The organism is Limosilactobacillus albertensis (assembly GCF_014145555.1).
In the GTDB taxonomy this organism is placed as follows: domain Bacteria; phylum Bacillota; class Bacilli; order Lactobacillales; family Lactobacillaceae; genus Limosilactobacillus; species Limosilactobacillus albertensis.
On record NZ_JACIVD010000053.1, the window covers coordinates 17,418 to 33,848 of the forward strand.

19 protein-coding genes are annotated in these 16,431 nt (G+C 39.4%); 4 read left to right on the plus strand and 15 right to left on the minus strand.

What is annotated here, in order from left to right; translation table 11 throughout:
* Positions 1-102 precede the first annotated feature (102 nt).
* The 12 genes from H5S41_RS02820 to H5S41_RS02875 all read right to left on the minus strand — a co-directional run bounded on the left by H5S41_RS02820 (position 103) and on the right by H5S41_RS02875 (position 10,871).
* Complete coding sequence (locus H5S41_RS02820) at positions 103-2,211, minus strand: DUF2207 domain-containing protein (RefSeq protein ID WP_182602261.1); 2,109 nt, start codon at positions 2,209-2,211, stop codon at positions 103-105.
* Between the two features lie 73 nt (positions 2,212-2,284).
* Positions 2,285-2,977, minus strand: a complete 693-nt coding sequence (gene rplA / locus H5S41_RS02825; protein ID WP_029507891.1) for a 50S ribosomal protein L1 — start codon at positions 2,975-2,977, stop codon at positions 2,285-2,287.
* A gap of 91 nt (positions 2,978-3,068) precedes the next feature.
* The gene (gene rplK / locus H5S41_RS02830) at positions 3,069-3,494 is read right to left on the minus strand and encodes a 50S ribosomal protein L11 (RefSeq protein ID WP_163705318.1); all 426 of its coding nucleotides are present in this window, start codon (positions 3,492-3,494) and stop codon (positions 3,069-3,071) included.
* A gap of 135 nt (positions 3,495-3,629) precedes the next feature.
* Positions 3,630-4,172 (minus strand): transcription termination/antitermination protein NusG, encoded by a 543-nt coding sequence (nusG, locus tag H5S41_RS02835; RefSeq protein WP_163705319.1) that lies wholly within the window; start codon positions 4,170-4,172, stop codon positions 3,630-3,632.
* A gap of 119 nt (positions 4,173-4,291) precedes the next feature.
* Positions 4,292-4,468 carry a preprotein translocase subunit SecE gene (gene secE, locus H5S41_RS02840; RefSeq protein ID WP_003666294.1) on the minus strand — a complete coding sequence of 59 codons (177 nt, stop codon included), beginning with the start codon at positions 4,466-4,468 and terminating at the stop codon, positions 4,292-4,294.
* Between the two features lie 11 nt (positions 4,469-4,479).
* Positions 4,480-4,629, minus strand: coding sequence for a 50S ribosomal protein L33 (gene rpmG, locus H5S41_RS02845; protein ID WP_153710741.1), 150 nt, complete (start codon positions 4,627-4,629; stop codon positions 4,480-4,482).
* Between the two features lie 64 nt (positions 4,630-4,693).
* On the minus strand, positions 4,694-5,443 hold the full coding sequence (rlmB, locus tag H5S41_RS02850) for a 23S rRNA (guanosine(2251)-2'-O)-methyltransferase RlmB (RefSeq protein WP_182602262.1): 750 nt from the start codon (positions 5,441-5,443) through the stop codon (positions 4,694-4,696).
* A complete protein-coding gene (locus tag H5S41_RS02855; protein ID WP_182602263.1) occupies positions 5,433-5,846 on the minus strand; it encodes a Mini-ribonuclease 3 in 414 nt (137 codons plus the stop codon). Before H5S41_RS02855 ends, rlmB begins: the two co-directional genes overlap by 11 nt.
* A 12-nt stretch (positions 5,847-5,858) precedes the next feature.
* Entirely contained in the window at positions 5,859-7,271 is a 1,413-nt protein-coding gene (gene cysS / locus H5S41_RS02860) for a cysteine--tRNA ligase (RefSeq protein ID WP_182602264.1), read from the minus strand.
* Positions 7,272-7,750: 479 nt separating this feature from the next.
* Entirely contained in the window at positions 7,751-8,917 is a 1,167-nt protein-coding gene (locus tag H5S41_RS02865; RefSeq protein ID WP_182599025.1) for a PIN/TRAM domain-containing protein, read from the minus strand.
* A gap of 17 nt (positions 8,918-8,934) precedes the next feature.
* On the minus strand, positions 8,935-10,311 hold the full coding sequence (gene radA / locus H5S41_RS02870) for a DNA repair protein RadA (protein WP_153710745.1): 1,377 nt from the start codon (positions 10,309-10,311) through the stop codon (positions 8,935-8,937).
* Positions 10,312-10,334: 23 nt separating this feature from the next.
* Entirely contained in the window at positions 10,335-10,871 is a 537-nt protein-coding gene (locus H5S41_RS02875; RefSeq protein ID WP_182602265.1) for a dCTP deaminase/dUTPase family protein, read from the minus strand.
* A 140-nt stretch (positions 10,872-11,011) separates the two neighbouring features.
* Between H5S41_RS02875 and H5S41_RS02880 the strand changes: the two genes are divergently transcribed.
* The 4 genes from H5S41_RS02880 to H5S41_RS02895 all read left to right on the plus strand — a co-directional run bounded on the left by H5S41_RS02880 (position 11,012) and on the right by H5S41_RS02895 (position 14,071).
* Positions 11,012-11,308 carry a GNAT family N-acetyltransferase gene (locus H5S41_RS02880; RefSeq protein ID WP_182602266.1) on the plus strand — a complete coding sequence of 99 codons (297 nt, stop codon included), beginning with the start codon at positions 11,012-11,014 and terminating at the stop codon, positions 11,306-11,308.
* 11 nt (positions 11,309-11,319) lie between these two features.
* A complete protein-coding gene (gene rpiA, locus H5S41_RS02885) occupies positions 11,320-12,003 on the plus strand; it encodes a ribose-5-phosphate isomerase RpiA (RefSeq protein ID WP_153710748.1) in 684 nt (227 codons plus the stop codon).
* A 44-nt stretch (positions 12,004-12,047) separates the two neighbouring features.
* The gene (locus H5S41_RS02890; protein WP_182602267.1) at positions 12,048-13,388 is read left to right on the plus strand and encodes a C1 family peptidase; all 1,341 of its coding nucleotides are present in this window, start codon (positions 12,048-12,050) and stop codon (positions 13,386-13,388) included.
* Positions 13,389-13,525: 137 nt separating this feature from the next.
* Positions 13,526-14,071, plus strand: coding sequence for a hydrophobic protein (locus H5S41_RS02895; RefSeq protein WP_220483210.1), 546 nt, complete (start codon positions 13,526-13,528; stop codon positions 14,069-14,071).
* A 96-nt stretch (positions 14,072-14,167) separates the two neighbouring features.
* Here the strand turns inward: H5S41_RS02895 and H5S41_RS02900 are convergent, their stop codons facing one another.
* The 3 genes from H5S41_RS02900 to H5S41_RS02910 are packed head-to-tail and all read right to left on the minus strand — an operon-like array spanning position 14,168 to position 16,431.
* Entirely contained in the window at positions 14,168-14,959 is a 792-nt protein-coding gene (locus H5S41_RS02900) for an amino acid ABC transporter substrate-binding protein (RefSeq protein WP_182602288.1), read from the minus strand.
* A 15-nt stretch (positions 14,960-14,974) separates the two neighbouring features.
* On the minus strand, positions 14,975-15,724 hold the full coding sequence (locus tag H5S41_RS02905) for an amino acid ABC transporter ATP-binding protein (RefSeq protein WP_182602268.1): 750 nt from the start codon (positions 15,722-15,724) through the stop codon (positions 14,975-14,977).
* A 5-nt stretch (positions 15,725-15,729) separates the two neighbouring features.
* Entirely contained in the window at positions 15,730-16,431 is a 702-nt protein-coding gene (locus tag H5S41_RS02910; protein WP_182602269.1) for an amino acid ABC transporter permease, read from the minus strand.

Below are 16,431 nucleotides of genomic sequence, written 5' to 3' on the forward strand. Positions count from 1 at the left end.
CAAATTATCATCGGTTAATAATATAGCATAACAATACATGATTGTGAAGTGGCTAATTTAAAATTAAGCAAAAACTCGATGAATTCTTCAGCGGTCCGTTGATTAAAAGGCGCCACCACCAGAATCGCCACCTGCACCGCCAGAAGAGCTCCAGCCGCCTGACGAACTATCAAACGAACTTTCACTATTATTAACTACCTTCGCCTCACTGTTACTAATTATGCTGTTAGCGAAGTGCTGCATTCCCCATTCATTTGTAGAAATGCCTTGCAATTGATGATTGAGATTTTCCTCAACTAACTTTATACCAAATTGTTTTTCTAATCCCTTTATAAATTCACTCGTCTCACCGACTGCTGTTGCATAGACGTAATATTCTCCCCATAATGTTTGATCCGGCAGCTGCTTTTTATTAAACCGGCCGATATCATGGATCATTTGCTTAAATTGCAGTACTTCGATCAAATCTTGATACTGCTTTTCACTATAAGAAACATAGCGATAATCAACAAACATATTCAATGCCTGTAAGCCCAGCCCGCATATTAAAATACCAACAATTACAGGTTGAGAAATCGTCTTAAAACTGAGGCCAAAAATGCTAATACCACTATGGCTAAAACTATCCACAGCAAAAAGAAGAAGACAAACAATTATTCCTAGGACATAGCTATATAAGCAACAACTTATTTTAAAATCGTATTTTTTAAAAAGCAGCTTCTCAATCTTTTCAAACGGTTGCCAAACACTTAGCATGAACCCAATTATCATTATTTCGCTTCCCCGCGTTAAAGCACGGATAAGAAGGCCAATACTAAAACCATTAGCAACTAATCCCGAACACAAGAAAGCAATAAATGCTACTCCTAAAAAGTAAATACACGAGAACTTATCAAAACTGGCTTTAGCTGGGTTATCTTTTTCGCCTAAGCTACTCCATTCATCCTTAGCACTGAGCCAATGATTATAAAGGGTGTTATTCTCATCATTTTTAACTTGCTTTAATGATACTTGATTATTCTCATCACCATAATTATGCGTTAAAAAGTAGACAAATTTTGAATCATCAGCAGTTCCTTTTTCCCATTTTATTAGCTCTCCCTCAACTTTAATATTTCCTGCCAATTGAAGAGCAGCTAATTCAGTTGCTAGGGGAATCATGCCGGTATTCTCTCTTAAGCTTGACTGGTAAATTGAAGCAGCCTGTACTGGCGGTAATGAAGGAAGTTCAAACCGATGAAGGCGTTCACTAATATGGTCGCGTTTAATTAAATTCTGGCGATTACGAATTAACCAATAAAGTCCATAAATGCCAAACGGAAGCATTAAAATAATCGCTACTATTAAATAATTTACTGGGTGCCGTTCGATAAAGAACTGTTCAACACCCGCAATTTTTTGTTCCTGCTTTTGGGCAATTGCAAGCTGTTTGCTAGCATGTAAAGGTGCCTTATCAATCGCCTTTTTAGGAAAAAGCAAGTGAATCTCAAGGTATTGGTCAACATCTGCTGCTGTCAATCTTATAGTGGCGGTGTGCTTATCCCATACTCTATGTTCATATTTAGCACCGTGAACCCACAAGGATTGTTTTCCCTTTGCTGCTGGCATTTCAATTGTAATCCTAACTTGCTGTAATTTACGTTCCCAGCTACGCCCAATAATTTTCCAATTAACCTCACCTGTATCAAGGTACCGCTTAGCAACTGTACTTAAATGATAATGATAAGTAATAACTTGTGTTTTCGCCTTATCAGAGACGGACCTGACTATCCGATAATCTCCCTGTGCCTTTTCACCATCAGCGTCAGTATTCGGTTGGAAGAAAACATCGTTATACTTTAAATAATCATTTAACGATAATATTTGATCACTTTGCCCCACATTTTCTGCTTGGGTAAAATATAATTTGGGCCTTTTAAGTAGGTGAGCTATCGGAAAGTTATCCTTAGCTACTTGAATTTGGCTAATTTTACCCAATCCTTTTGTATCTTGGACAATAAAAACCCCGTGATAATTCCCAGTAAATTGATAGCGAACTTGTTGAGTAACATCAGCACTACCATCACGGTTGATTTTTACATAAATATCATTCTGTTTAATTTGGTAATCGCGCTTATCACTTGCTGCCGCATTTTCTAATGAACTAATTCCAAATAAAACTGTCAATATTATTATTAAAATCATTGAGGGTCTGTTTTTCGTTAGCTGCATTATATTTCTCCTCGCAAAAAAAAGACTTCGAGAAAATATTCCCCGAAGTCTTTTTTAATTTAATTATTTCAAATTAAAATGTAGTTAAATCAAGCGTAACACTTGGTCCAAATGTTGAAGAAATGGAAGCGTGCTTGATGTAAGTTCCACGTACTGAAGCTGGACGAGCCTTAGCCACGATATCTTCTAAAGTAGCCAAGTTTTCAACTAACTTGTCAGTATCAAATGAAACCTTACCGAATGGTACAGCAACGTTACCATCACGGTCAGTCCGGTAAGTTACTTGACCAGCCTTGGCATCATTAACAGCCTTAGCAACATCCATTGTAACAGTACCAGTCTTAGGGTTTGGCATTAAGCCCTTAGGTCCAAGGACACGTCCCAAACGACCTACTTTAGGCATCATATCTGGTGTTGCAATTGCAACATCAAAATCAAGCCAACCGTCTTGAATCTTTTCTACTAAGTCATCGTCACCAACAAAGTCAGCACCAGCTTCTTGTGCAGCCTTAGCATTTTCACCATTAGCGAATACAATAACTGTTTGATCCTTACCAGTACCGTTTGGTAAAACAACGGCACCACGTAATTGTTGATCAGCTTGCTTTGTGTCAACGTTTAAGTTAAATGCTACTTCGATAGTAGAGTCAAAGTTAGCATAGGCAATATCTTTTACTAATTGGACAGCGTCTTTAACAGCGTATTCTTTCTTGCTGTCAACTTTCTTGAGCGCGTCTTGGTACTTCTTACCACGTTTTTTAGCCATCTTGTGTTTTCCTCCTTGCAAATGTGGTCTAGCGGAGTTATACCTCCCACGTGGGTGCATCATTTTCATGAGGCATCCCGACTGCTAGTAATTAGCCTTCAACAGTGAAGCCCATACTACGAGCAGTACCTTCAATCATGCGCATAGCTGCTTCTACGTCAGCTGCGTTTAGATCTTGCATCTTAGTTTCAGCGATTTCCTTAACTTGGTCCTTCGTTACTGAAGCAACCTTGTTTGTGTTAGGTTCACCGGAACCATGTTCAACACCAGCGGCCTTCTTTAGTAAGACAGCAGCAGGTGGCGTCTTAGTAATGAAGTCGAATGAACGGTCCTCATATACAGTAATTACAACTGGGATCAACATACCCTTTTGGTCTGCAGTCCGTGCGTTGAATTCCTTAGTGAAGCCCATAATGTTAATACCTGCTTGTCCAAGTGCAGGACCTACTGGTGGAGCTGGTGTAGCTGCACCGGCAGGAATTTGCAACTTGACAACGTTAGCTACTTTCTTTGCCACGAGACAAAACCTCCTTAGTCCGTGTTGTGGTCATGATGAGGCAGTAAGTTTTACCTCTCCCACAGTATGTTAATAGCATACTAGAGAAACATACCACATTTTTTTACGCTTTTCAATAATTTTATTAAAAATCAACTAAAATGTATCGATTTGGTCAAAGCCAAGTTCAGCCGCAGTTTCCCGGCCAAACATCTCAACAGTTGCCTTAATCTTTTGCTTTTCATGATCAACTTCGACAACCTTTGCGGTCATATTAGCAAAAGAACCAGCAATAACTTTAACCGTATCGCCTTCCTTAACGTCAATATCACTAACAGTTGTTTCAGTTCCCATCCGTTGCATGATCCGGTCAACTTCTTCAGGAAGCAATGGAGTCGGCTTCGATCCACCACCGTGAGATCCTAAGAAACCAGTTACCCCAGGTGTATTACGAGCAATATACCAAGCTTGGTCAGTCATTACCATTTCAACTAAAACATAGCCGGGAAACGTCTTTTCAACTGTTTCTTTTGCTTGGCCGTCCTTAACTTGACGAACCTCTTCTTCAGGAACAACTACTCGAAAAATGTAATCCTGCATTCCCATTGATTGAGCACGCGATTCCAAGTTACTCTTCACCCGGTTTTCGTAACCAGAGTAGGTATGAAGCACATACCAACGTTTTTCATGTGATTCCACGATGAATCCTCCTATCGTAATGTAAAATCAATTATTTCAGTAAAATAAAAAACCCCGTAATAGCTACGAAGTTCCTTATGACTTAGTATAACAAACTAATTTCTATTTGACTACTAATGTTAAACAAAGAGTTTCATCATTAACTGAATTAACCAATCAAACAGAGCAAAGAATAGTACGAAGAACAGTGTCAATGATACAACAATGGTCGTGTCGCGACGATTTTCTTTTGCTGTTGGCCATACAACTAGCTTCATTTCGTGGTTAACACTCTTAATAAATCGAATTAAGTGCATATTTTCCTCCACTATTTGCTTTCGCGATGAATAGTGTACTCACCGCAATGTTTACAAAATTTGCGTAATTCTAATCGTTCTTGTCGTTGAGGATTAGCGGTTATCGTATAATTACGCGCACCGCACTTTGTACATTCCAATGCAACTTTTTTCTGGGACATACTATCACCTCCGCACAATACCTAGATTAGCACGAACCGCCATTTAAAAGCAATAAAATACAAACTATTTTAATGGATGACGTGAATTAAAGCCTTGGTAAATCAATAAACTTGCGGCAACACTTGCATTTAGACTTTGAACGTGACCAATCATTGGAATGGTTAACATCTCATCACAAGTTTTCTTTAATAAGGAAGAAATCCCCTTCCCTTCATTCCCAATTACCAAGGCAACCGCACCATGCGCATCCCAAGTACGGTAGTCTTTTCCTTTCATGTCTGTTCCAAATAGCCAAACACCGCGTTCTTGCAGTTCCTTAGCTGTTTGCACCAAGTTAGTTACCCGTGCAACCGGAACATGTTCAATTGCCCCGGTTGAAGTTTTAGCAACAACTGAGGTTAACCCAACTGCCCGACGCCGCGGAATAATAATCCCATGGACACCAGCCGCATCAGCTGTCCGCATTATTGAGCCAAGATTATGCGGATCTTCCAGCTCATCAAGAATTAAGAAAAATGGATCTTCGCTATGCTTTGCTGCATTGTCAAACAGGTCGTCAATTGTTGCATATTGATAGGCAGCTACCGCTAGTACGACCCCCTGATGATTTTGATGGTCAGTCATCAAATCCAGCTTGTTTTTGGGAACGTTTGATACTACTAACCGCCGTTCTTTAGCTAATTTAATAATTTGTGAGATAGCATCAGCTTTTAATCCTGATTGAATAAAAACTTTATTAATTTCTTGGTCAGATTTTAATGCCATTACAGCCGGGTGCCGGCCGATGATAAAATCTGTATTTTCATTTTTCATGTGCTGTTCGTCCTGCCTCTACTTGTTCAATACACCATTGTGCCAATTCGGCTAACCGTTCTTGTTTTCCTGCTAATTGAAGGTAGCCCATTACTGCCTCAAAGCCTGTAGAAATACGATAAGTCATCACAGAAGTATTTTTAGCGTGCGTATGACTGTTGGCATTACGGCCACGCTTGAAATACGTCCATTCATCATCTGTCAGCAAGTCCTCTTCTTTCATCAAATCAATAAGGGCTGCCTGCGCCTTAGCTGAAACATAATGAGTAGCAATATGCTGCAGCTTAGTTGGTTTGCTAATTCCCTTAGTTAGCAAGTGCTGGCGAATGTAAACCTCATAAGCAGCATCTCCTAAATAAGCAAGAGCAATTCCATTCAATTGCCGATAGTCTGCTTGTACCATAAAAGTTCCTTTCTATTCTTTTTTGTAGCGCGTGCCTTGTGGAGTATCCTCAAGAATAATTCCTTGTTTTTTAAGATCATCACGAATTTGATCACTGCGCGCAAAGTCTTTGTTTTTTCGTGCTAGATTCCGTTCTTCAATGAGCTGTTTTATCTTTTCATCATCAATCTTATTGTCGCTTGCCACCAATTTAACGCCAAAAATGCTCATTAATTCAGCGAGTTCATCTTTAATTGCCTTAATCGCGACTAAACTAACCTGTTTTTGCTGGGCGTAAACATTCGCATACTTGACTAATTCATAAACTGTGGCGATCCCGTTTTGCACATTGATATCATCATCCATAGCCGTAATAAACTGCGTCCTGAATGTCTTAAGCTGGTCCTCAACGCTTTGATCTTCATCATTACCTGCATCCTGCTCACGATAAGTTAAATTATCAAAAGCTGTTTGAATATGATCAAGATTATTTTGGGCATCAGTTAAATTTGCCTGACTATATTGGATAGGACGACGATACTGTGTTGTTGCCATAAAGAAACGCAATACCTGCGGATCAACTTCCTTAATGATATCGTGAACGGTAATAAAGTTATGAAGAGACTTACTCATCTTTTCATTGTCTTTACCAATCGTTACAAAGCCATTATGCATCCAATAGCGAACAAACTTCTGACCATTTTCCGCCTCGCTTTGTGCTATCTCATTTTCATGATGGGGGAACTCTAAGTCTTGTCCGCCAGCGTGAATATCAATTGTCTTGCCGAGATATTTCGTTGACATTACAGAACATTCAATATGCCAACCCGGCCGTCCCTTTCCCCATGGTGAGTCCCAACTAATTTCACCTGGCTTAGCGGCCTTCCATAATGCAAAATCTAATGGATCTTCCTTTTTGTTCACCTCATCTGCACTAACATGTTCACTTGCCCCTACTTCAAGGTCATCAAGCGATTGTCCCGAGAGCTGACCATAGTCCTTAAATTTACGAGCACGATAATAAACATCCCCATCCTTAGCATAAGCATACCCCTTATCTACTAAGCCGCGGACAAACTTAATAATCTCGTTTATATTTTCTGTTGCTCGCGGATGAAGGGTAGCAGGTTCAATATTAATTGCTTCAGTGTCTTCCATAAAAGCGTTTATATATTTTTCCGCTAACTGGGGAACCGTAATTCCTTGCGCTGCCGCTGCTTTGATCATCTTATCATCAACATCGGTAAAGTTTGAAACGTAATTTACCTTGTAGCCCTTAAAATCAAGGTACCGACGAACGGTATCAAATGCAATCGCACTGCGCGCATTTCCAATGTGAATATAATTATAAACTGTCGGACCACAGACATACATGTTAACAACGCCTGGATGCAGTGGCTTGAATTCTTCTTTTTTTCTTGTTAACGTATTATAAATTGTTAGCATGTCTATCCGCTCCTTAAAATCAGTAGTTATTTAAAATTAAATTGTACAGTTAATATTACCACATTCCGTATTAGAATAGCATTTGGGATAATATTTATTTGTTTCCAAGAATTATTTTAACTTTTGGTCATACTTTCTTCACATTCTATTGGTAGTATATATATCGTAGTAAAGATGAACTTTACTACATCAATGAAACCTATTATTTTTCAATTACTCCTCCCAATAGTAACCGAAAAAAATATTTTCTTTTTTTACGAAATCTCCCCCAAGATTATCGTAATACTCCCTAAGAAGCAGCTTTTCCCGGCTGCTTCTTTTTTTGTTTAAAAAGTAGCTGGGAGTAAGGAATGGGTCCTTTGACGAAATAGTCTGTAAAATACTAAAAGGCTGGGAACCACCCCAGCCTCATTTCATTTTAAAGCTAATCAATGAAGGAAAGGCGACAAGCTAGACCAGCTAGTTCTACCCTCTCTCAACTATTTATTCTTATCTTTATTGTCTTTTTTACTATGGTTATCTCGATGTTCCGTGTCCGTGTGTTCATCAATTCCACGTTGGGAGTGTAGCGGACGCGCAAAAATCATTCGACCAGCATCAGTTTGAAGGGCACTCGTCACCTCAACTTCAATTTGTTTATCCATAAAGTAGCGGCCATCTTCAACAACCACCATCGTTCCATCATCAAGGTAAGCGACTCCTTGTTGCCGTTCTGTCCCTTTCTTAACAACAACTACCGTCATCGTCTCTCCCGGAATTACCCGTGGCCGTAGTGATTTTGCCAAGTTATTAATATTTAATACTTGAACATTTTGAAATTGAATTACTTTATTAAGATTATAATCATTTGTTACTATGACCCCATCAACTTTTTTTGCCAAGGCAATTAATTTACTATCAACTTCAGGGATATCTTCAAAGTCGCCATCGTACATCTCAATCGGAACAATATTCTCATTTCGCAGCTTATTCAAAATATCAAGGCCGCGACGTCCACGAACCCGTTTAATACTTTCACCCGAATCCGCTATGTATTGTAACTCATACAATACAAAGTTAGGAACAAGCAATGTCCCTTCTAAAAAACCGGTTTTAACTAAATCATAAATACGCCCATCAATTAGGATATTTGTATCTAAAATCTTATAGTGGTGGTAATTGGCATCTTGTCGTTTGATTACGCTATTACCGTCATTCTTACTATTTTTAGCATGGGTAAATGCCTTTCGCCAATCATCTAAACGAGTCGTGCCAATTCGAAACCCAAAGTAACTAAAAGTAATCATCAAAAGGATCGGTAAAATATTATTAATTACCGGAATCCTCGTTCGCCACAATGGAATCGAAATAAGAACGGCTAGTATTAAACCAACAATCGTCAATAAAGTCCCAAAGAAAAGGTAAACTGGACTACGCTTTGTCAGCTCCTTTTCAATTCGTTGAATCATTTTTTCCGTGACACTGACTAAGGGGATTGATAAAAGCCAAAAAATAAGTGCACCAATAATAATATCGATAAATACCAATAATGCCAGATTAAGATTAATATTCAAAATCCCCCATAATAATGGTAAATAATAAAATCCCACTGCCGCGCCAACTAGAATGTAAATGAGAGTAATTATCCTACGCCGCATTTGTTCCATCCTTTCATTCAATTATTTTAACCTAACGCTAAGTATAAGGCTTCTTTAAGGGTTGAAACACCGATTACTTGAATATCAGTCATTGGTTTCCAGCCTTTTAAATTATTTTTGGGAATAAAGATTCGCTTAAAGCCTAGTTTCTCTGCTTCGGCGACCCGTTGTTCAATACGGTTTACCCGTCTAATTTCACCAGTTAAGCCGACTTCACCAACAAAAGCATCAGTTGGCTGCGTCCCTTTATCCCGATAGCTTGAAGCAATACTTACAGCGAGTGCTAAATCAATCGCCGGCTCATCTAACTTAACGCCACCAGCTGCTTTTAAATATGCATCCTGGTTTTGAAGCATTAGGTTAGCTCGTTTCTCTAATACCGCCATTATTAATGATACTCGATTTCGGCTTAGACCGGTAGCGGTTCGCTGTGCGTTTCCATAAACAGTCGGGGTCACCAATGCTTGAATTTCAACCAAAATCGGCCGGGTTCCTTCTAGTGAAACAACTACAGCCGAACCGGTAGCATCGTGTAATCGCTCTTCCAAAAAGATTTCCGATGGATTTTTCACTTCTGTCAATCCATTCGTATGCATCTCAAAAATTCCCAGTTCATTAGTTGAACCAAAACGATTTTTTACTGATCGCAAAATACGGTAAGTGTGATGGAGGTCCCCTTCAAAGTACAATACCGTATCAACCATGTGCTCTAAAATCTTAGGTCCTGCTAACGCGCCACCCTTTGTTACATGACCAACAACAAAAATCGTAATATTATTACTCTTTGCAATCTGCATCAACTGGGCAGTCACTTCCCGTATCTGTGAAACACTACCAATTGCGGAACTGACATCGGTTGCTTGCATCGTTTGAACAGAATCAATTACAACATATTCCGGCTTTAGTTCCCGAATTGTATCGCGAATACTATCCATATTAGTCTCAGGATATACATAAAAGTCATCCCCAGCTACTTTTAAGCGTTCAGCACGCATTTTAATCTGCGACCCGCTTTCCTCACCAGAGACATAAAGGACCCGATGATGTTCATCGCTTAATTGACCTGAAACTTGTAAAAGAAGCGTCGATTTTCCAATTCCAGGGTCACCACCGATTAAAATCAACGATCCAGGGACAATCCCGCCACCTAAAACACGATTTAATTCATTTAGTTTAGTCTTAACCCGGGGAGTCTCCTTACTATCGATTTCATTAATCTTTTGCGGCTTAGCAACTAGTCCGGTTAATGTTGTCGTTGCTTTTTTCACTGTTGATGAAGTATTGTTTTCAACCTGTTCCTCCACCAAAGTATTCCATTCGCCACAGTTTGGACACCGCCCTAAGTATCGTGGCGAGTTATAACCACAATTTTGACAAACATATTGTGTGCGTACTTTTGCCATCGCTTCAATCCCTCTCTAAGTTATTATTCTTTTGTTGAACCAAAGCCTCCAGTTCGTTTAGCTGTTGGCTGTTCTTCGCCATCTGCAATTAAATAAGGCATAAAAATTCCTTGACCGATTCGTTCACCCTTTTTTATATGATAATCCCGTAATCCATAGTTAATGAGTTGAAAGAAAATTTCTCCTTCATTACTGTCGTTATCATAATAATCCGCGTCCACGATCCCAATCCCATTTGGTAAAATCAAGCGCCGTTTAAATGGGCCGCTTGACCGATTAGCCAATAAAAGAAATTCATCAGGCTGCATATATGCCTTAATTCCTGTTGGTACTAAGTAAGGCTTCAAACAGGAATCAGCAGACTTAAAATCTTCATCAGTTAGCTTTTTTTGTTGATGAACTTGCCAGAGAGCCCTTAAGAAATTACCTTTCCAGATTGATGGGAGGACAAAATCTTCTGATGCTTCAAAGTCATATCCTGCTGCCCGGGTTGTTTGACGCTGGGGCAAATGTATTTTTTGGTCCTTTTTACTCGAAACAATTTTAAATCCACGTTTCATTACGTTCACCTCATAGTGTTTTATTCTTAATAATTCCAGTATACTATTATATGCTAGATAATAAGTTAATGGTATTGCTTTGATAACTTGACTTTTAAAAGCAGTTTATCGAAAATTATCTATGAAAGGATGTGCTTATAATGCAATATCGAGTTGATGGCCAGCGTATCATTGCGTTTGATGACCACGAACCCTTAATTGGCGAGATTAGTTTTCCTAAAATTCCCGACACGGATAAGCGGGTTGTTGTCGAACGTGTTTTTGTTCAGCCAGCTTATCGTGGTCAAGGAATTGCCGCTGAATTAGTTCGCCAGTTCGTCGACTACGCAAATAAAGAACATTACACTGTCAAATTAATGTGTCCATATGCGGTAGCGCAATTTAAACTACATCCAGAATATCAGCAGCTTCTACCCGTCGCTGATCGTTTTAATTAGGAGGAATATCAATGGATCAAAATGCATTAAAAGAACAAACCGGTAAAGAATCAGTTAAATACATTAAATCCGGTATGATTGTCGGACTTGGCACCGGCTCAACTGTTAAGTACATGGTTGACGAACTTGGTAAACAGGTACAAGAAGGCAAGATTAAAGACATTATCGGTGTGACAACCTCAAGTCGAACTGCAAAGCAAGCCACTGACCTCGGGATTACAATTAAGGATATTGATGATGTTGATCACATTGACTTAACCATTGATGGTGCTGATGAGATCAGTGATGACTTTCAAGGGATTAAAGGGGGCGGTGGTGCCCTCCTCTGGGAAAAGATTGTTGCTAATGCTTCTAACAAAGTAATGTGGATTGTTGACGAAAGCAAACTTGTCCACAAGCTCGGTGCTTTCCCGCTACCAGTTGAAGTAATTCCATTTGGTGCCCAACACGTCTTTAACCGCCTAGAAAAGAAGGGCTACAAACCAACTTGGCGGATGGATGGCGATCAAAAGTACCGAACCGATGAAAATAACTACATCATTGACCTCCACCTTGGTGAAATTGATGATCCAAAGTCTTTAGCTGACGAATTGATTCACATGGTAGGTATTGTTGAGACCGGTCTATTCTTAAACCGGGTTAATGATGTCATCGTTGGTACACAAAACGGTCCTAAGGTATTACATGCTCGTTAATTTCTAATCGACTTACCAACTTAAACACAAAGGAGATTTTCTAAATGAGCTTTTCCATTAATAAAGAAGATATTGCTAACTTCCACAAAGACTATCGTAATCACCCTAACAGCAGTGTTTTAGAAAACACAGTCACTAAAAACGGGGTCCGCAATGCTAGCTTTAACTGGCATTCAATTGCGGACAATGCTCCCCACTTCTCAATTGATTTGAAGACGGGTGACGTTTCTGATCAAAAACAATCAGGCCGTTGCTGGATGTTTGCCGCTCTTAATACAATGCGTCATGATATGCAGCAAAAGTTCAATTTACCGGATAACTTTGAACTTTCTCAAGCCTACCAGTTTTTCTGGGATAAGTTTGAAAAATCTAATTACTTCTACCAAAACGTTATTAAGACTGCCAAAAAAGCAACCGATAGCCGAAAAGTTGCTTGGTTGATGAATGAACCCCAAAATGACGGCGGACAATGGGATATGCTTTGCGCCCTTATCAGCAAGTATGGGGTAATGCCAAAGTCAGCCATGCCAGAATCATTTAATTCATCAAACTCCCGCGGTATCGATGAAGTCTTAAATAATAAGCTCCGGCATGATGCTGTTGTCTTACGCAAAATGATCAACGAAGATCACGCTAATGAAGAAGCAATTGATAACCAACGCCGGAAGATGCTAAATGAAAATTATCGAATTTTAGCATACACATTCGGTGAACCAGCTAGTCATTTTGACTTTGAATATCGGACAAAAAAAGATAACAAGTTCCATCGTGATGCAAACCTAACACCTCAAAAATTCTTTGAAAAGTATGTTGGCTGGAACCTTGATGATTATATTTCAATTATTCAGGCTCCCACTGCCGACAAAAAATACCATCAAACATACACAATTGATATGTTAGGTAATGTTGTTGGCGGACGAGAAATTAAACACTTAAACCTCCCAATGGATGAATTCAAGCAATTAGCAATTGAGCAATTGAAGAATGGTGAGAGTGTTTGGTTCGGCTCTGATGTTATCAAATACTCTGAAACCAAGCTTGGTATCATGGCGCTAAATACTTATGACTATGATAAGCTTTTTGATGTTGACCTTGAAATGACAAAGGCAGAGGCGCTTGACTATGGTGAAAGCATGATGGATCATGCAATGGTTATCACTGGCGTTGACCTTGTGGACGGCAAACCAACCAAATGGAAGGTCGAAAACTCCTGGGGTAACAAAGTCGGTCATAAAGGCTACTTTGTAATGAGCGATGCCTGGATGGACAAATACTGCTACCAAATCGTTATTAATAAAAAATACCTTAGCGATGATCTAAAGCGGGACTACGCTAAGAGTCCGGTGGTTCTAAAGCCATGGGATCCAATGGGAACATTAGCATAATCTAACATTTGACAAACAGATGCGGAAGCTGGGGAAATCTTTATTTTCTCCAGCTTCTTTTTATCTCAATATTATTTACCCCTTTGCAAAATCAAAAGTACTCCTATCGGTCAACAAATAGAAAGGAAGTTTGGGTAATGGGGATTGCCATTCTTTTACTTTTGTTACTTTATAAATTTATTCACGGAACATTTGAGTACGAAAAAGTTACCCGTTTTGAAATGGTTCTTATTCCAGCTTATTCATTACTAATGATGGTTATCACTTTAAAAGAAGACAGCTCACTGGGCAAAATTATGGCATCAATAATGTTATTAATCCTCGGTGTCTTAATCGGTCTCTTTCAGCTTAGTGGAATCCGGATTAAAACAACAGGACAGGTTGACAAATATCAACGGCCAATAGTGCTTGTTAAACGAAACTGGTCTTACCTGATCGGTTGGATAATTGTCTTTATCCTCATTATTCTTTTTAGCGCACACTATCACCCAACCCTTAACCATCATGATATTATCGATGAACTATTTACCGAAATAATCCGTGATTTATTCGCAATTGCTTACCTTAACATTAAAAATGAATGGTTTGTGTGGGTATTAAACGTAGCAACAAGTTTCACATATGATATTTTCTTAGCAATCCATCATCCGCTCATTCGTCAGGCAATTCGCCGCCATCATTAACAATGGAACAAAGCGTCCAAACATTCAAAATTACTGAATGCTTGGACGCTTTTAAAAATTTTGCCTAACTCTAACGAATGAACTGCAAAACTATTTTTATTCTGTAATATCTGCACCAAAGTACTTTTCGGATAACTTCTTAACAGTCCCATCTTGTTGAAGTTCTTTAAGTGCCTTATTGTATGAGGACTGGATAGCAGTGTCTTTCTTATTGAATAATGCTGAAATCTTGGCTGGCTTTTGTTCACTAGAAACATCAATCATCTTAAGGCCCTTAGTACTATTCTTCTTGCTGTAAGCATACCATGCTTCACGGGAGTTAATTTCCGCATCTGCCCGGCCTTGCTTTATCATTCCCACGGCGCTGGCAAAATCACCATTAGGGACAATTTTTGCACCAAACTTCTTAGCAATGTCGGCATTATTTGTACCGGTTCCCGCAACTACCTTCTTGCCCTTAATGTCTTTCAAACTCTTAATCTTACTATCAGCTGGAACGATCAAGGCAAAACGAGACTTAATATACGGAGTTGAGAAATTGTATTGTTTAGCACGTTCTGGGGTTTGGGTAATGTTGTTCATGACCACATCATATTTTCCAGATCCTAACCCCGCAACTAACGAATCCCATTTAGTTGGAACGAACTTTGCTTTTAACCCCATTTTTTTAGCAACTGCCTTCCCTAGGTCAACCTCAAAACCAGTTAACTTATTATTTTTACGGTATGAATATGGTGAATATGTTCCCTCAAGACCGATTGTCAATTCACCCTTATTCTTTAACTCTGAATTTACTGCCGAAGATGCCGCATGAATACTGCTAATCCCAGCTGATGTTCCTAGTGTTAATGCTGCAACTGTTAATAGTGCTTTCTTCCAAAATTTCATCATTCTAAACTTCCTTTATTTTAAATTTTCCATTGTCATCGAAGCGATAAAGTTTTTAATCCGTTCATTAGGATTATCTGGAGCGAAAAACTCGTCTGGGGTACCGTCATATAATATTTCGCCGTTTTCTACAAAAATAATCTTATCAGCAACATGTTTAGCGAAAACCATGTTATGTGTCACAATTACCATCGACTGCTTTTCTGCTGCTAACTGCAGGAGAACACGCAAAACGCTGAGTTCCAGTTCTGGATCAAGGGCAGATGTTGGCTCATCAAGCAAGATATATTTTGGTGACATCGCTAAGGCACGTGCAATCGCCACTCGTTGCGCCTGACCACCGGATAATTCGTTGGGATAGGCATCGCCATAATCTGCTAAGCCCACTTTAGTAAGTAGATTATGTGCATTCGCAATTGCTTCTTTTTTTGATTGTTTCAAAACTTGCGTTGGCCCTTCAATGATATTGCCAAGAACCGTCTTATTCGGAAAGAGATTATAGTCTTGAAAGACCATTCCCGTTTCTTGCCGAATTGCTAACTTGTCTTTATTGCTTATCTTTTGACTAAAATCAAGATGGTGTTCATCAAAATCGTATTGCCCGCTTTCTGGCATTACTAACAAGTTCAGGGAACGGAGAATAGTTGACTTCCCGGATCCAGATGGTCCAACCATTACCGTTGTCTTACCAGCTGGGAATTCTAATGTGGTATTTTTCAAGACATTTTTATTACCAAAGCGCTTATTAATATTTGTTAATTTCATTTTTCTCACCTATTATTTGCGTTTACTTGACGGTCAACAACTCTTTCCAGGTAGCCTTGAAGATAAGATAGGACCGTTGTAAAAACAGCATAAACCATCGCTACTAAGGTGTACATAAGCAACGGCTGATAATTTTCCGCCGCAATCTGCTGGCTGACCGCAAACATCTCCATAATTGTAATCGAAGCAGCTAGCGACGTATCCTTTACCAAACTAATGAAACTATTCGATAATGGCGGTAAAGCTACTCTTAAAGCTTGGGGAAGGATAATTCGCCATAGAATCTGCAACCGAGTCATTCCAATTGCTGCTCCTGCTTCCCACTGCCCTCTTGGTACTGAACTGATTGCCGCGCGAATTGTCTCTGAAGCATAGGCCCCGGTATTAAGAGAAAATGTAATAATGCCGGCTGTAAACGGCTCTAGTTTAATCCCATGCGGTAAGATGCCTTTTATTCTTAAATAAGGAAGCCCGAAAAAGACAATAAACAGTTGAACTAACAGTGGCGTGGACCGAAAGAGCCATACATAAAAGCTCGCAATCCACTTAAGAATCATGAATGGCCCCCGCTGGCGCGAAAGACGAGTCAATGCTGTTACTAGTGCAATGATTATGCCAAAGAAAAATGAAATTATCGCCAACGGAATCGTATATTTAAATCCCGCCGCTAATAGTTGTGGTAAGGATGTCTTGATAATTTCCCACAT

Bases quoted from the DNA above. Each gene is read 5' to 3' on its own strand.
- rpmG (WP_153710741.1), bottom strand. From the start codon at position 4,629: ATGTCCCAGAAAAAAGTTGCATTGGAATGTACAAAGTGCGGTGCGCGT.
- H5S41_RS02820 (WP_182602261.1), bottom strand. From the start codon at position 2,211: ATGCAGCTAACGAAAAACAGACCCTCAATGATTTTAATAATAATATTG.
- H5S41_RS02890 (WP_182602267.1), top strand. From the start codon at position 12,048: ATGAGCTTTTCCATTAATAAAGAAGATATTGCTAACTTCCACAAAGAC.
- H5S41_RS02895 (WP_220483210.1), top strand. From the start codon at position 13,526: ATGGGGATTGCCATTCTTTTACTTTTGTTACTTTATAAATTTATTCAC.
- H5S41_RS02865 (WP_182599025.1), bottom strand. From the start codon at position 8,917: ATGGAACAAATGCGGCGTAGGATAATTACTCTCATTTACATTCTAGTT.
- rlmB (WP_182602262.1), bottom strand. From the start codon at position 5,443: ATGAAAAATGAAAATACAGATTTTATCATCGGCCGGCACCCGGCTGTA.
- H5S41_RS02905 (WP_182602268.1), bottom strand. From the start codon at position 15,724: ATGAAATTAACAAATATTAATAAGCGCTTTGGTAATAAAAATGTCTTG.
- secE (WP_003666294.1), bottom strand. From the start codon at position 4,468: ATGCACTTAATTCGATTTATTAAGAGTGTTAACCACGAAATGAAGCTA.
- H5S41_RS02900 (WP_182602288.1), bottom strand. From the start codon at position 14,959: ATGAAATTTTGGAAGAAAGCACTATTAACAGTTGCAGCATTAACACTA.
- cysS (WP_182602264.1), bottom strand. From the start codon at position 7,271: ATGCTAACAATTTATAATACGTTAACAAGAAAAAAAGAAGAATTCAAG.
- H5S41_RS02855 (WP_182602263.1), bottom strand. From the start codon at position 5,846: ATGGTACAAGCAGACTATCGGCAATTGAATGGAATTGCTCTTGCTTAT.
- rplA (WP_029507891.1), bottom strand. From the start codon at position 2,977: ATGGCTAAAAAACGTGGTAAGAAGTACCAAGACGCGCTCAAGAAAGTT.
- H5S41_RS02910 (WP_182602269.1), bottom strand. From the start codon at position 16,431: ATGTGGGAAATTATCAAGACATCCTTACCACAACTATTAGCGGCGGGA.
- rpiA (WP_153710748.1), top strand. From the start codon at position 11,320: ATGGATCAAAATGCATTAAAAGAACAAACCGGTAAAGAATCAGTTAAA.
- radA (WP_153710745.1), bottom strand. From the start codon at position 10,311: ATGGCAAAAGTACGCACACAATATGTTTGTCAAAATTGTGGTTATAAC.
- H5S41_RS02880 (WP_182602266.1), top strand. From the start codon at position 11,012: ATGCAATATCGAGTTGATGGCCAGCGTATCATTGCGTTTGATGACCAC.
- H5S41_RS02875 (WP_182602265.1), bottom strand. From the start codon at position 10,871: ATGAAACGTGGATTTAAAATTGTTTCGAGTAAAAAGGACCAAAAAATA.